The sequence below is a fragment of the Nonomuraea rubra genome (genome assembly GCF_014207985.1).
Lineage (GTDB): Bacteria > Actinomycetota > Actinomycetes > Streptosporangiales > Streptosporangiaceae > Nonomuraea > Nonomuraea rubra.
In genome coordinates this window covers 982,828-996,511 of record NZ_JACHMI010000001.1, presented here as the reverse complement: position 1 = coordinate 996,511, position 13,684 = coordinate 982,828, and the positions used below count along the sequence as shown (strand labels likewise).

The 13,684-nt window shown below is 68.4% G+C and carries 12 protein-coding genes; 8 read left to right on the top strand and 4 right to left on the bottom strand.

Features of this window, described 5'->3' with window-relative positions:
- Positions 1 to 52: 52 nt before the first annotated feature.
- Positions 53 to 1,588: an ATP-binding protein gene (locus HD593_RS04575; protein WP_185100868.1), complete on the bottom strand. Its 1,536-nt coding sequence runs from the start codon at positions 1,586 to 1,588 to the stop codon at positions 53 to 55.
- Positions 1,589 to 2,184: 596 nt separating this feature from the next.
- Between HD593_RS04575 and HD593_RS04570 the strand changes: the two genes are divergently transcribed.
- Positions 2,185 to 2,466, top strand: coding sequence for a GntR family transcriptional regulator (locus tag HD593_RS04570; RefSeq protein WP_221524610.1), 282 nt, complete (start codon positions 2,185 to 2,187; stop codon positions 2,464 to 2,466).
- A 332-nt stretch (positions 2,467 to 2,798) separates the two neighbouring features.
- Here HD593_RS04570 and HD593_RS04565 read toward each other — a convergent pair whose 3' ends face one another.
- The 3 genes from HD593_RS04565 to HD593_RS04555 are packed head-to-tail and all read right to left on the bottom strand — an operon-like array spanning position 2,799 to position 6,216.
- Entirely contained in the window at positions 2,799 to 3,539 is a 741-nt protein-coding gene (locus HD593_RS04565) for a succinate dehydrogenase/fumarate reductase iron-sulfur subunit (RefSeq protein WP_185100867.1), read from the bottom strand.
- Positions 3,536 to 5,458 carry a fumarate reductase/succinate dehydrogenase flavoprotein subunit gene (locus HD593_RS04560; RefSeq protein ID WP_185100866.1) on the bottom strand — a complete coding sequence of 641 codons (1,923 nt, stop codon included), beginning with the start codon at positions 5,456 to 5,458 and terminating at the stop codon, positions 3,536 to 3,538. The genes HD593_RS04565 and HD593_RS04560 overlap by 4 nt, the downstream gene beginning before the upstream one ends.
- Entirely contained in the window at positions 5,455 to 6,216 is a 762-nt protein-coding gene (locus HD593_RS04555; RefSeq protein ID WP_185100865.1) for a succinate dehydrogenase cytochrome b subunit, read from the bottom strand. Before HD593_RS04555 ends, HD593_RS04560 begins: the two co-directional genes overlap by 4 nt.
- A gap of 132 nt (positions 6,217 to 6,348) precedes the next feature.
- Here HD593_RS04555 and HD593_RS04550 point away from each other — a divergent pair, with 132 nt between their 5' ends.
- The 7 genes from HD593_RS04550 (at position 6,349) to HD593_RS04520 (ending at position 13,672) form a co-directional block, all read left to right on the top strand.
- Positions 6,349 to 7,278, top strand: coding sequence for a LysR family transcriptional regulator (locus HD593_RS04550; protein ID WP_185100864.1), 930 nt, complete (start codon positions 6,349 to 6,351; stop codon positions 7,276 to 7,278).
- A gap of 33 nt (positions 7,279 to 7,311) precedes the next feature.
- The gene (locus HD593_RS04545) at positions 7,312 to 8,448 is read left to right on the top strand and encodes a PP2C family protein-serine/threonine phosphatase (protein ID WP_185100863.1); all 1,137 of its coding nucleotides are present in this window, start codon (positions 7,312 to 7,314) and stop codon (positions 8,446 to 8,448) included.
- Positions 8,445 to 9,587, top strand: coding sequence for a sensor histidine kinase (locus HD593_RS04540; RefSeq protein ID WP_185100862.1), 1,143 nt, complete (start codon positions 8,445 to 8,447; stop codon positions 9,585 to 9,587). Before HD593_RS04545 ends, HD593_RS04540 begins: the two co-directional genes overlap by 4 nt.
- The gene (locus tag HD593_RS04535; RefSeq protein WP_185100861.1) at positions 9,584 to 10,024 is read left to right on the top strand and encodes a response regulator; all 441 of its coding nucleotides are present in this window, start codon (positions 9,584 to 9,586) and stop codon (positions 10,022 to 10,024) included. Before HD593_RS04540 ends, HD593_RS04535 begins: the two co-directional genes overlap by 4 nt.
- 202 nt (positions 10,025 to 10,226) lie before the next feature.
- Positions 10,227 to 11,012 carry a hypothetical protein gene (locus HD593_RS04530; RefSeq protein ID WP_185100860.1) on the top strand — a complete coding sequence of 262 codons (786 nt, stop codon included), beginning with the start codon at positions 10,227 to 10,229 and terminating at the stop codon, positions 11,010 to 11,012.
- A gap of 12 nt (positions 11,013 to 11,024) precedes the next feature.
- On the top strand, positions 11,025 to 12,926 hold the full coding sequence (locus tag HD593_RS04525) for a fumarate reductase/succinate dehydrogenase flavoprotein subunit (protein WP_185100859.1): 1,902 nt from the start codon (positions 11,025 to 11,027) through the stop codon (positions 12,924 to 12,926).
- Positions 12,923 to 13,672 carry a succinate dehydrogenase/fumarate reductase iron-sulfur subunit gene (locus tag HD593_RS04520; RefSeq protein ID WP_185100858.1) on the top strand — a complete coding sequence of 250 codons (750 nt, stop codon included), beginning with the start codon at positions 12,923 to 12,925 and terminating at the stop codon, positions 13,670 to 13,672. The genes HD593_RS04525 and HD593_RS04520 overlap by 4 nt, the downstream gene beginning before the upstream one ends.
- The last annotated feature ends 12 nt before the right edge of the window (positions 13,673 to 13,684 follow it).

Sequence of the window (13,684 nt, the reverse complement as noted above, 5' to 3'; positions counted from 1 at the left end):
CCCTCGGGGCGGGCACACCACAAGGGTACGAAGGCGCCAGGCGGGGAGGGTCTCACACCCGTAGGACGGTGACCTGGCGACCGGATGGCGTGGCGGCCCGCTCGAAGGCGCCCCGTTCCTTCCAAGGCGGAGCCTCGGGGCGGCGGTCGAAGACCACGAGCACACCTGTGAGGAGTGTGAGCCGGTCCAGGTAGCGGTCGAGCTGGGCCAGCCCCTCGGATGTCGGGTCATCTGCCTTGGCTCGCCAGACCTTCAACTCCATGGCCTCGCGTTGCATCAGCCGCTCTCCGTCAGGGCCGGTGTACGGCCAGCGGACCAGCACGTCCAGGCGTTTGGTGCCGGCGGCGTACTCCCGGTCGAGCTGGCCGCCGCCGTTGACCAGCCGGTGCAGGAAGGCCATCAGGATGATCTGGCAGGCAGCCTCGTGATAGCCCTCCTGCTGAATGAGGACCTCGCCGTGCTCGCGCCAGAACACCACGAACTCCTCCAGCAGGCGCGGCAGGTCGAACCGGCCGTCCGGCAGCACGAAGCTGTGCGGATGGGCCATCACGAGCCGCTCCGTGCGAGCGCCGAGGACCCGTAGCAGGACCTCCCGATAGATCGGGTTGGCGATCTCCAGCCTCCTGGTGTCCGGGATGAGGCCCAGATCGTGGACGTAGGAGACGTCGTCGTCGATGGTGTCGTCCATGCTCGGCACCGTCCCGGCCACGATCGGTTCGATCACCCGCTTGACCCGGGGCTCGTGCAGCCGGGCAGCCAGAGCATCCAGGTGGGTGGCGCGGGCCCGGATCAGCCGCTCCTTGGCCTCCTCCACCTGCCCGGCGGTGATGGTGCCGGTCACCCCCATCTTGAAGGTGATCTCATGGGCGAGGGCGTTGACCAGCCAGGGCTGGCCCTGGGTCAGCTCGAAGACCCGGTCCACGGCATCCTTGGTGAACTCCTGGCCGGTCGCCTGCGTGTGCCGGCCGTACAGCTCGGCGATCTCGTCGGTGGTGAAGTCGCCCAGGCGCAGCGACTCGGCGACGATGTTGAACGGGCTCGCCGGGTTCGACCGGTCAGGCTCGCCACCTGAGGCGACCTTGTAGTCACGCAGGTCGCGCAACCCGCACAACACCACCGACGCGGGGAACGGATGGCCCTTCGGTCGCCTGTTGTGGCCGTCGCGGAGCTGGCTGAGGATGCTGACCAGGCTGTTTCCCTGCAGTGCGTCGATCTCGTCGATGAGCAGCACCACTCGGCGCGGGCAGCGCCGGCACCACTCCCGTAGTGCCGCACCGAACCGGCTGCCCGGCGTGACCTGCGGCCAGGAAGCCGGCGGTAGCAACTTCTTCGGCAAACCCGACAGATCGGCGGCCTCGCGCAGAGAATCCAGCACTAGCGACTCTGCGGCCGCGTAGTCGTCGCCGGCCGACTTGGCACGCTCGCAAGAAAACATCAGGGCGGCGATGTCGCCCTCGGCGGTCAGCTCGGCGGCCAGGGCGTCCAGGATGGTGGTCTTCCCGGTCTGCCGGGGCGCGTGCAGCACGAAGTAGCGGTCCATCTCGATGAGCACCCGCGCCTGCGGAAGCCGCGGCGTAGGGGGCAGCATGTAGTGGAGCCGCGGATCGCACGGACCGGTGGTATTGAACGACGTCGCTGGGGGTTGCCGCATGATCACAGTCTGTCACACTTGTGAGCCGTGCGCCCGGGACAACGGACGGCCACACTCCCGTCCAGGCATTGGTGACGGCTGGTCCGAGGATGGCTGTGGGCGGACCCATTCCTCAGCATGGTGATCACCGGACGCGTCCATCGAGCAGGGCCGCCCAGATGGTCCAGGCATCGTTGATCGACATGGGGATCGTCTCGTGTACCTGATGTCCGCCGACGAGTTGCACCGTACGACGGAGAAGAGCCCTGCTGCCGCTGGTGCACAGCTCATAGACGGTGGCCCGACAGTGGCAGGTCCACGCCAGAGGACGAACCCGCGCAAGAGCATCGCATGGGAGCAGCCACTCCAGTCGGACGTGCTCTTTCCGGAGTGTCGGTACGTGCCGGCTCACGCACTGGCCGAGCGCGAGGGCCTGAAGCTCGGATGGGGTCATGGCCGCACCGTAAGTTCCCGAAGCCAGGGCAGGCGATGGATGGCGTGCCATGGCGCGCTATCCATCGCCTCGGCAGGGCACACCACCTAAGGTGGCTGCGGTGGTGGAGCTGCAGGTGAATCAGCCCAGGTGGCGGCGGGTGCACGCGATCATCGTCGAGCGCATCCGCAGGGGTGAGTACAAGGCGGGGGAACGCATCCCGTCGTTGGTCGACCTCATCGAGGAGTTCGGGATCGCCAACGTCACCGGCCAGAAGGTCATGCGCGCCCTGCGTGCGGACGGCCTGATCCGTACGGAGCCAGGCATGGGCAGCTTCGTGACGACCGCTGAAGAGCGCAAGGACGTCGAAGCCGCGCAGGTGAAGCGCTCAAAGTTTGAGTGAGGTCTCGGGTCAAGCCGACGGCCGGCGGCCTTCGACAAGTGTCAGGGGCAGCCAATCCTGAGGTGAGCCACATGGGCACCCAGAGCTGTCCTCGCACGGGCAGCTAAGTTCTAGGAACCCCAACGGTCGGGGTGGGTGGCAACGGCCCACCGCCTCCACGGGCAACGGGTGGGAACGAGACGCCGTAGGCGTGGGGGTGCGCCGAAGGCGCCCAAGACAAGAACAGCCTGAGCCCGCCCCGCGCGAAGCGCGCTTCCAACGGCGAAGCCCTTTGTGCGGGGCGGGCAGCAGACGGTCGACCACTCAGATGGGCAACGGGTGGGAGAGCAGGGCTACTTGGCGTTGGCCTTGAGGTAGTCGCTGTTCATCTGGGCGATAGTGTCCAGCGGGATGCCCTTCGGGCACACCGCCGTGCATTCGCCCGTGTTCGTGCAGCCGCCGAACCCCTCGGCGTCCATCTGGTCCACCATCGCCTTGGCGCGGGACAGCCGCTCCGGCTGCCCCTGGGGAAGCAGGCTGAGGTGGGTGATCTTGGCGGCGGTGAAGAGGGAGGCGGAGCCGTTCGGGCAGGCCGCGACGCAGGCCCCGCAGCCGATGCAGGTGGCCGCGTCGAAGGCCGAGTCGGCGTCCTCCTTGCGCACCGGGACGCTGTGGGCGTCCGGGGCGGAGCCGGCCGGGACGGAGACGAAGCCGCCCGCCTGGATGATGCGGTCGAACGCGCTGCGGTCCACCACCAGGTCCTTGACGACCGGGAAGGGGGCGGCGCGCCACGGCTCGATGGTGATCTCGGCGCCGTCCTCGAAGTGGCGCATGTGGAGCTGGCAGGTCGTGGTGGCGCGCTGCTCGCCGTGGGCGACGCCGTTGATGACCATGCCGCACATGCCGCAGATGCCTTCGCGGCAGTCGTGGTCGAAGGCGATCGGGTCGTCGCCCTCCAGGATCAGCTTCTCGTTGAGGACGTCGAGCATCTCCAGGAAGGACATGTCCGGGGAGACGTCCTCCACCTTGTACGTCACCATCCGGCCCTTGTCCGACGGTCCGCTCTGGCGCCAGACACGAAGAGTCAGGTTCACTTGTAGCTCCGCTGGGTCATCTTGACGTACTCGTACTCGAGCGCTTCCTTGTGCAGCACCGGCCCGTCGGTGGAGTGCTCCCAGGCCGACACGTGCGCGAAGTTCTCGTCGTCGCGCAGTGCCTCGCCGTCGGCGTCCTGGGACTCGGCGCGGAAGTGGCCGCCGCAGGACTCCGTACGGACCAGGGCGTCCAGGCACATGAGCTCGGCCAAGTCGAAGAAGTCGGCCACCCGGCCGGCCTTCTCCAGCACCTGGTTCAGCTCCTCGGCGGTGCCGGACACCTTGACGTTCTGCCAGAACTCCTCGCGCAGCTCGGGGATGCGCTCCAGCGCCTTGCGCAGCGACTCCTCGGTGCGCTCCATGCCGCAGTAGTCCCACATGAGCTTGCCGAGCTCGCGGTGGAAGGAGTCGGGCGTGCGGGTGCCGTTGACGGAGAGCAGGCGGTCGATCTTGTTGCGGACCTTGATCTCGGCCTCGGCGACGGCCTCCTCGTCGACGTCCCCGTACGGGCCGTTGGCGAGGTAGTCGCCGATGGTGGTGGGAAGCACGAAATATCCGTCGGCCAGGCCCTGCATCAGCGCGGACGCGCCGAGGCGGTTGGCGCCGTGGTCGGAGAAGTTGGCCTCGCCGATGACGAACAGGCCGGGGATCGTGGACTGCAGGTCGTAGTCCACCCACAGGCCGCCCATCGTGTAGTGGACGGCGGGGTAGATGCGCATCGGCACGTCGTACGGGTTCTCGCCGGTGATGCGCTCGTACATCTCGAAGAGGTTGCCGTACTTCTTCTCCACGGCGTCGCGGCCGAGGCGGTTGATGGCGTCCCGGAAGTCCAGGTACACGCCGAGGCCGCCGGGGCCGACGCCGCGGCCCTCGTCGCAGACGTTCTTGGCGGCGCGGGAGGCGATGTCGCGCGGCACCAGGTTGCCGAAGCTGGGGTAGATGCGCTCCAGGTAGTAGTCGCGCTCGTCCTCGGGGATGTCGCCGGGGGCGCGCTCGTCGTTCTTGCGCAGCGGCACCCAGACGCGGCCGTCGTTGCGCAGCGACTCGGACATGAGCGTGAGCTTCGACTGGTACTCGCCCGACACCGGGATGCAGGTCGGGTGGATCTGCGTGTAGCAGGGGTTGGCGAAGTACGCGCCGCGCTCGTGCGCCCGCCAGATGGCGGTGGTGTTGCAGCCCTTGGCGTTCGTGGACAGGAAGAACACGTTCCCGTAGCCGCCGGTGGCGAGCACCACGGCGTCGGCCAGGTGGCGCTCGATCTCGCCGGTGACCATGTCGCGCACGATGACGCCGCGCGCCCGCCCGTCGGAGACGATCAGGTCGAGCATCTCGTGCCGGGTGTGCATCTCCACGGTGCCGGCCGCGACCTGCCGCTCCAGCGCCTGGTACGCGCCGAGCAGGAGCTGCTGCCCCGTCTGGCCGCGGGCGTAGAACGTACGGGAGACCTGGGCGCCGCCGAACGAGCGGGTGTCGAGCAGGCCGCCGTACTCGCGGGCGAACGGCACGCCCTGGGCCACGGCCTGGTCGATGATGTTCACGGAGACCTGGGCGAGGCGGTAGACGTTCGACTCGCGGGCGCGGAAGTCGCCGCCCTTCACGGTGTCGTAGAAGAGGCGGTAGATGGAGTCGCCGTCGCCGCGGTAGTTCTTGGCGGCGTTGATGCCGCCCTGGGCGGCGATGGAGTGGGCGCGGCGCGGGGAGTCCTGGTAGCAGAAGGACTTGACGTTGTAGCCCAGCTCGCCGAGGGTCGCCGCGGCGGAGCCGCCCGCCAGGCCGGTGCCGACGACGATCACGTTGAGCTTGCGCTTGTTGGCCGGGTTGACCAGCTTGGCGCCGAACTTGCGCTTCTCCCACCGCTCCTCGATGGGCCCTTCAGGAGCCTTGGTGTCCCTGATCTCGGGGCCTTCGGTGTACTTCACTTGACAACTCCGAACGTGATCGCGAGGGGCGGGACCAGGAAGCCGATCACTAGGACGATGGAGACCAGGCCGGCGGTGGCGCGCAGCGCCTTGTTGCGGTCCTTGTTGGCCCAGCCGAGCGTCTGGAAGGCGCTCCAGATCCCGTGGCGCAGGTGCATGCCGACCATGACGACGGCCACGAAGTAGATCAGCGTGACCCACCACCGGGACGGGTCGAACCCGGAGATCATCCGATCGGCGGGGGCGGAGTCGAAGCCCTTGGGGTTGACGACGCCGAAGGTCAGGTCGAGCAGGTGCCAGATCACGAAGAGCACGATGGTCACGCCGCCCCAGCGCATGATGTGCGTGGCGTAGCCGTTCGCCTGCGACTTCTTGGCCACGTACTTGACGGGCCTGGCCTTGCCCGCGCGGCGGGACAGCGAGATCGCGGCCCACATGTGCAGGACGACCGCGGCCACGAGGCCGATCTCCAGGATCGTCAGGACCGTGCGGTACGGCGCGAACGGCTCAAGCAGCGTACGCAGCCAGTGGGCGTAGTCGTTGAACGACTCCCGGCCGAAGAAGATCTTCAGGTTGCCCAGCATATGGAGCACGAGGAAGCTCACCATCACGGCGCCCGTGACGGCCATGACGACTTTCTTGCCGTTGGACGAGGTCAGGAACCCGCCCGGCTTCTTCGGCGTTGGAGTCTTCTTAGAAGCAGAAGCAGGGGTGTTAACAGGCGCGGTGGCGGAGCCGCGCTCTATCGTGGCAGTCACGTTTAAACGCTAGGTATCCAGCGATGATCCGTCCAAGTCATGATGGGCTTGGTTTCGATAGCCCGAGGCTATGATGTGGGTAGGCGCGGCTTTTACAGGCCGCTTACACCGCGCCGGTGCGAGGAAAATCACATGCAGTTCCAGCAGCTCGCGTACTTCCTGGCGGTGGCGGAGACCCGGCATTTCACCCAGGCGGCGGAGCGCATGCGCGTCGCCCAGCCGTCCCTCAGCAAGCAGATCAAGGCGCTGGAGGACGATCTCGGCGCGCGGCTGTTCTCGCGGGCGCGCGGCAACGTCGCGCTGACCGCCGCGGGCGAGGCGCTGCTGCCGCTGGCCCGCCGCATCCTGGCGGACGCCGACACCGCCAGGCAGGAGGTGGCCCAGCTCGCCGGGCTGCGCCGCGGCCGGGTACGGCTGGGCGCCACGCCCTCGCTCTGCGCGGGGCTGCTGGCCGACGCGCTGGCCCGCTTCCACCGCGCGTACCCGGGCATCGAGCTGCTGGTGGAGGAGGGCGGCTCGCGCGACCTGGTCAGGGCGCTGGCCAGGGGGCAGCTCGACCTGTCGCTGATCATCATGCCGCTGCAGAGCGACGACCCCGCGCTGGTCACCGAGGAGATCCTGCGCGAGAACCTCGTGGTCGTCTCGCCGTCCCACGAGCAGATCAAGGGCCCCTACCTGCACATCGAGGATCTGCGCGGCAGGCCCATGGTGATGTTCAGGCGCGGCTACGACCTGCGGGAGGCGACGCTGGCGGCCTGCCGGCAGGCGGGGTTCGAGCCCAGGTTCGCGGTGCAGGGCGGGGAGATGGACGCGGTGCTGCGGTTCGTGGAGGCGGGGCTGGGGGTGGCCGTGGTGCCGTCCATGGTGCTCGACGGGCGGCCCGGGCTGCTGGGCACGCCGCTGGCGCCGCCGGGGCTGAGCCGTACGATCGCGCTGGCCCACCGCAAGGACGTCGAGCCGACCAGGGCCGCGCAGGCGTTCAGGGAGACCCTGCTGGCCTTCGTGGTCGAGGCCGGTCATGAGGGCACGCTTCCACAAGGGGTGGCGCTCATCGCAGAATGAGCAACAAGTGGCCCCACTCCCCGAAGAGGCGTCTTGACGGCAAATCTCTCGGAAACGCTCACGCTGCTCCTCGTCGAGGACGACGACGGAGACGCCCTCCTCGTCGAGGAGCTGCTCAAACACGCCATGGCGCCGCCCACGATCTTCCGGGCGCGCAGCCTGCGGGAGGCCAGGGCGAAGCTGACCCCCCAGATCCAGTGCGTGCTCGTGGACCTCTCCCTGCCCGACGCCAGCCGGCTGGAGGCGCTGGAGGAGGTGCTGGCGGTGGCATCGCCGCACACGGCCGTGCTGGTGCTCACCGGGCTGCGGGACGTGCACGTCGGCGTCTCCGCCGTCCAGTCGGGCGCGCAGGACTACCTGGTCAAGGGAGACGTGGACGCGCGCCTGCTGGCCCGCTCCATCAGGTACGCGATGGAGCGCAAGCGCGCCGACCTGGCCCAGCTCAAGCTGGTTCAGGCGGAGCTGGTGGCCCAGGAGAACACCCGGCTGGAGGGGGCCCTGCTGCCCGATCCGCTGCTGCGTACCGCGGCGATCGAGCACCTGACCCGCTACCTGCCGGGCAGCGGCGGCACGCTGGCCGGCGACTTCTTCGACACGGTGCAGACGCCCGACGGCGCGGTGCACGTCGTGGTCGGCGACGTGTGCGGGCACGGCCCCGACGAGGCCGCGCTGGGGGTGGCGCTGCGCATCGCCTGGCGCACGCTGGTGCTGGCCGGGCAGACGGGCGACACGCTGCTGCGTACGCTCGACATGCTGCTGCGGGCCGAGCGCAAGGCGCCGGAGATCTTCACCACCCTGTGCATGGCCACGATCGCCCCCGATCTGAGCTCGGCGAGCATGCGCGTGGTCGGCCACCCGCCGCCCGTGCTGGTGCGCGACGGCGCCGTCGAGGTGGTGCAGGGCACGCCGTCGGGCCCGCCGCTGGGGATCTTCCCGGACGCGGCGTGGTCGGTGCTGGACGTGCCGCTCGGCGGGGAGTGGTCGATGATGCTCTACACCGACGGCCTGATCGAGGCCGCCGTGGGCGAGCCCAGCCACCTGCTGGGCGTCGACGGCCTGGTCGAGCTCGTACGCGAGCACGGTGCCATCGACCTCGACCGGCTCATCACCCACGTGGGCACGCTCAGTGACGACCTGGCGGTGGTCATGCTGCGGAGGAGAACAGAATGAGCATTCACCCGCTGCCGCCGCCCAAGGCGCCGACAGGGCTGGGCAGGCTGCCGGTGGCCCGCTGGTTCGTGCTGATCGGGGTGCTGGCCGGCGTCACGTTCGCCGCCGGGGTCGCGATCGTCATGACGCTGAGCACCCGGGCGGAGGCGCTGCACCCGCCGCCCGAGCTGGCCGCCCAGCTCGACCGGCTGAACGCGGCCCTCATCGTGGTGTTCGCCCTGCTGCTGGCGCTGGGCGTCGGGCTGGCGGCCATGGTGCGGTACGCGGTGCTCAAGCCCATCGACCAGCTCACCGCCCAGGTCCGTACGGTCGCCGGCGGCGACTTCGACCACGACCTGCACGTCGACCGGCCGGCGGAGCTGGCCGAGCTGTCCAGCCACATCGACTCCATGCGGGCCCGCATCGTCTCGGCCTGGCGGGTGGCCACCGACCAGACCGAGGAGCTGCGCAGGTCGAACGGGGAGCTGGAGCAGTTCGCGTACGTGGCCAGCCACGACCTCCAGGAGCCGCTGCGCAAGGTGGCGAGCTTCACCCAGATGCTGGAGCAGCGCTACGGCCCGCAGCTCGACGAGCGGGCCAGGCAGTACATCCACTACGCGGTCGACGGCGCCAAGCGCATGCAACTGCTGATCAACGACCTGCTCGACTTCTCCAGGGTCGGCCGCGTCACCGGGGAGAAGGGCGAGGTCGACTCCGGCGCGCTGCTGGAACGGGCGCTGGAGAACCTCTCGGCCACGCTGGAGGACGCCGAGGCCACCGTCACCCACGACGAGCTGCCCCGGATCAACGGCAACGAGCTGCAGCTCACCCAGCTCTTCCAGAACCTGATCGAGAACGCCGTCAAGTTCCGCTCCGAGGAGCCGCCGCGCGTGCACATCGGGGTCAGGCGGGACGGCGACCGGTGGGAGTTCAGCTGCTCCGACAACGGGATCGGGGTCGAGCACAAGTACGCCGACCGCATCTTCCTCATCTTCCAGCGCCTCCACCCGCGCGACGTGTATCCGGGGACTGGCATCGGCCTGGCCCTGTGCCGGAAGATCGTCGAGTATCACGGCGGACAGCTGTGGCTGGACGGTGACTCCGACGGTCACGGCGCCACGTTCCGCTGGACGATCCCCGCGTCGGGAGGCGAAGGATGAACGGCTGGCGCCCGATCGAGGTGCTCCTGGTCGAGGACGACCAGGGGGACATCCTGCTCACCAAGGAGGCCTTCGATCTCAACAAGGTGCGCAACAGGCTGCACGTGGTCAACGACGGCGAGCAGGCGATGGCGTTCCTGCGCCAGGACGAGGGCTTCGCCGGGGCGCCGCGGCCCGACCTGATCCTGCTGGACCTCAACCTGCCGAGGATGAGCGGGATGGAGGTGCTGCGGGAGGTGAAGGCCGACGTCGCGCTCCGGACGATCCCCGTGGTCATCCTGACGACGTCCGAGGCGGAGGAGGACATCCTGCACAGCTACCGGCTGCACGCCAACGCCTATGTCTCGAAGCCAGTGGATTTTGAGCAATTTATCCGGGTTGTCCGGCAAATTGATGATTTTTTCGTCACTGTGGTGAAGTTGCCGGTGCAGGGGTAGCGGTCTGACGCACGTACGTGACAGGAATCACAGTCAGTCATCGAAAAAGTGAGTGACCCCGCTCACAAATTTCGATCCTGTCGTCGTAACGTATCCCCCACCAACGCGCGCCCGAGCGGATACCGCCGTGTGAGCGCGCCCAGCGAAACGAAACCACGGACCCCCTGCGCAGATGGGTCCGCGGGAGGTGGAGAGGTCCGCGATGACGCAGACGACGCCCGACGCCCCGGTCCGACGGCAGCGTGCGCAAGTCAAGGTGCGCACCCTGCGCACAGACAGATGGTGGCTGGTCCCGCTCCTGACATTCCTGGGGCTCAGCTCGTTCCTGGTCTACGGTGTATGGGCGATCATCGACAGCAGCTACTTCGTCGATCCGTACATCGCCCCCTTCTCATCGCCCTGCCTGGCCACGTCGTGCCCGGAAGGCGCGCGACTGTTCGGGTGGGCGCCGTTCGGCGACTGGTACGCCCTTCCGCCAGGCCTGCTGATCCTCGGCCTGCCCGGCGGCTTCCGGCTGACCTGCTACTACTACCGCAAGTCCTACTACCGCTCGTTCTGGTTGTCCCCGCCTGCCTGCGCGGTGCAGGAGCCGCACGGCAAGTACACCGGTGAGCGGCGCTTCCCGCTCATCCTCCAGAACATCCACCGGTACTTCTTCTACGCGGCCATCGTGATCGGCCTCGTCCTGGCCTACGACGCCGTCCTGGCGCTCGTGCACAAGCCGCTGGGGCTCGGCACCTGGATCCTCATACTCAACGCCGTGCTGATCAACGCCTACACGCTGTCGTGCCACTCCTGCCGGCACATCACGGCGGGCAGGCTCAACCACTTCTCCCGCCACCCGCTGCGGTACCGGGCCTGGACGTTCGTCTCCAAGCTCAACGCCAAGCACCAACCCCTCGCGTGGGCCTCGATGTTCTCCGTCATGGGCGCCGACCTGTACGTCCGCCTGGTGGCCAAGGGCATCATCGCCTTCCCGTACGCGTAAGGACAGCTTCCCGTGGAAAACACCTACAACACTGAGCGCCACGAGTACGACGTCGTCGTCATCGGCGCGGGCGGCGCCGGGCTGCGAGCCGCCATCGAGGCCCGCCAGCAGGGCAAGCGGACGGCGATCGTCTGCAAGTCGCTGTTCGGCAAGGCGCACACGGTCATGGCCGAGGGCGGCGCCGCCGCCGCGATGGGCAACGTCAACCCCGACGACAACTGGATGGTGCACTTCCGTGACACCATGCGGGGCGGCAAGTTCCTCAACAACTGGCGGATGGCCGAGCTGCACGCCAAGGAGGCCCCCGACCGGGTGTGGGAGCTGGAGGCGTGGGGCGCGCTGTTCGACCGCACCAAGGACGGCAAGATCAGCCAGCGGAACTTCGGCGGGCACGAGTACCCGCGGCTCGCACACGTGGGCGACCGTACCGGCCTGGAGCTCATCCGCACCCTGCAGCAGCGCGTCGTCGCGCTCCAGCAGGAGGACTACGAGACGCACGGCGACTACGAGGCCTACATCAAGGTCTTCGCCGAGTGCACGGTCACCCGGCTGCTCAAGGACGGCGACGCGATCTCCGGTGCCTTCGGCTACTGGCGCGAGACCGGCAACTTCGTGCTCTTCGACGCCCCCGCCGTGGTGCTGGCCACCGGCGGCATCGGCAAGTCGTACGTGGTGACCTCCAACTCCTGGGAGTACACCGGCGACGGCCACGCCCTGGCCCTGCTCGCCGGCGCGAACCTGATCAACATGGAGTTCATCCAGTTCCACCCCACCGGGATGGTCTGGCCGCCGTCCGTGCGCGGCATCCTCGTCACCGAGTCCGTCCGCGGTGACGGCGGCGTGCTGCGCAACTCCGAGGGCAAGCGCTTCATGTTCGACTACATCCCCGAGGTGTTCAAGGACAAGTACGCCACCACCGAGGAGGAGGGCGACCGCTGGTACACCGACCAGGCCAACAACCGGCGCCCGCCGGAGCTGCTCCCCCGTGACGAGGTGGCCCGCGCGATCAACGCCGAGGTGAAGGCCGGGCGCGGCTCGCCCCAGGGCGGCGTGTTCCTCGACGTCTCCACCCGGCTGCCCGCCGAGGAGATCAAGAAGCGGCTGCCGTCGATGCACCACCAGTTCAAGGAGCTGGCCGACGTCGACATCACCGCCGAGCCCATGCAGGTGGGCCCGACCTGCCACTACATCATGGGCGGCGTCGAGGTGGACGCCGACACCGGCGCGGCGGCCGTGCCGGGCCTGTTCGCGGCCGGCGAGGTCTCGGGCGGCATGCACGGCTCCAACCGGCTGGGCGGCAACTCGCTGTCCGACCTGCTGGTGTTCGGCCGCCGGGCGGGCGCGGGCGCGGCCACGTACGTGGACTCGCTCAAGGCCCGGCCCAAGGTGCTGCCCGAGCAGGTGGAGACCGCCAGGGAGGAGGCGCTGGCCCCCCTGGGCCGCAGCGGCGAGAACCCGTACGAGGTGCACCACGAGCTCCAGCGCACCATGAACGACCTGGTCGGCATCATCCGCAAGGCCGAGGAGATCACCGAGGCCCTCGGCGTCGTGGAGAAGCTCAAGGAGCGCGTGCGCATGGTCGGCGCGGCCGGCTCGCGCATCTACAACCCCGGCTGGCACCTGGCGATCGACCTGCGCAACATGGTGCTGGTGTCGGAGTGCGTGGCCCGCGCCGCGCTCATGCGCGAGGAGAGCCGCGGCGGGCACACCCGCGACGACTTCCCCGGCATGAACCCCGGCTGGCGCCGCAAGCTGCTCGTCTGCTCCACGCAGGACGGCAACGCCGTGAAGGTCGAGGAGCAGGAGCAGCCGTCGATGCGCGACGACCTGATCACCCTGTTCGACCGGGACGAGCTGAAGAAGTACCTCACCGACGAAGAGATGGCCGAGTTCGACGGGATAGCGAAGTCATGAGCTACAAGGCAAAGTTCAAGGTCTGGCGCGGTGAGGGCGGCGAGGGCAGGCTCGAGGACTTCACGGTGGAGGTGAACGAGGGCGAGGTCGTCCTCGACATCATCCACCGCCTCCAGGCCACGCAGGCCCCCGACCTCGCCGTACGGTGGAACTGCAAGGCCGGCAAGTGCGGCTCGTGCAGCATGGAGATCAACGGCAAGCCGCGGCTGGGCTGCATGACCCGGATGTCCACCTTCGAGGAGGACGAGACCATCACGGTCACGCCGATGCGGACGTTCCCCGTCATCAAGGACCTCGTCACCGACGTCTCCTACAACTACCAGAAGGCCCGCGAGGTCCCCTCCTTCACGCCGCCGGACGGGGTGCAGCCGGGCGAGTACCGGATGAAGCAGATCGACGTCGAGCGCTCGCAGGAGTTCCGCAAGTGCATCGAGTGCTTCATGTGCAACAACGTCTGCCACGTGATCCGCGACCACGAGGAGAACAAGAGCAACTTCTCCGGTCCCCGCTTCCTCATGCGGATCGCCGAGCTGGACATGCACCCGTACGACGTGGCGGACCGGCAGGAGGCGGCCCAGGAGGAGCACGGGCTCGGCTACTGCAACATCACCAAGTGCTGCACCGAGGTCTGCCCCGAGCACATCAAGATCACTGACAACGCGCTGATCCCGATGAAGGAGCGCGTGGTGGATCGTAAGTACGACCCGCTGGTGTGGCTGGGCAACAAGATCCTCAGGCGCAAGTAGCCGCACGCCGAA

What these genes read in the sequence shown, in the direction of transcription:
- HD593_RS04520 (WP_185100858.1), top strand. Translation starts at nt 12,923, where the DNA reads ATGAGCTACAAGGCAAAGTTCAAGGTCTGGCGCGGTGAGGGCGGCGAG.
- HD593_RS04575 (WP_185100868.1), bottom strand. Translation starts at nt 1,588, where the DNA reads ATGCTGCCCCCTACGCCGCGGCTTCCGCAGGCGCGGGTGCTCATCGAG.
- HD593_RS04550 (WP_185100864.1), top strand. Translation starts at nt 6,349, where the DNA reads ATGCAGTTCCAGCAGCTCGCGTACTTCCTGGCGGTGGCGGAGACCCGG.
- HD593_RS04535 (WP_185100861.1), top strand. Translation starts at nt 9,584, where the DNA reads ATGAACGGCTGGCGCCCGATCGAGGTGCTCCTGGTCGAGGACGACCAG.
- HD593_RS04530 (WP_185100860.1), top strand. Translation starts at nt 10,227, where the DNA reads ATGACGCAGACGACGCCCGACGCCCCGGTCCGACGGCAGCGTGCGCAA.
- HD593_RS04540 (WP_185100862.1), top strand. Translation starts at nt 8,445, where the DNA reads ATGAGCATTCACCCGCTGCCGCCGCCCAAGGCGCCGACAGGGCTGGGC.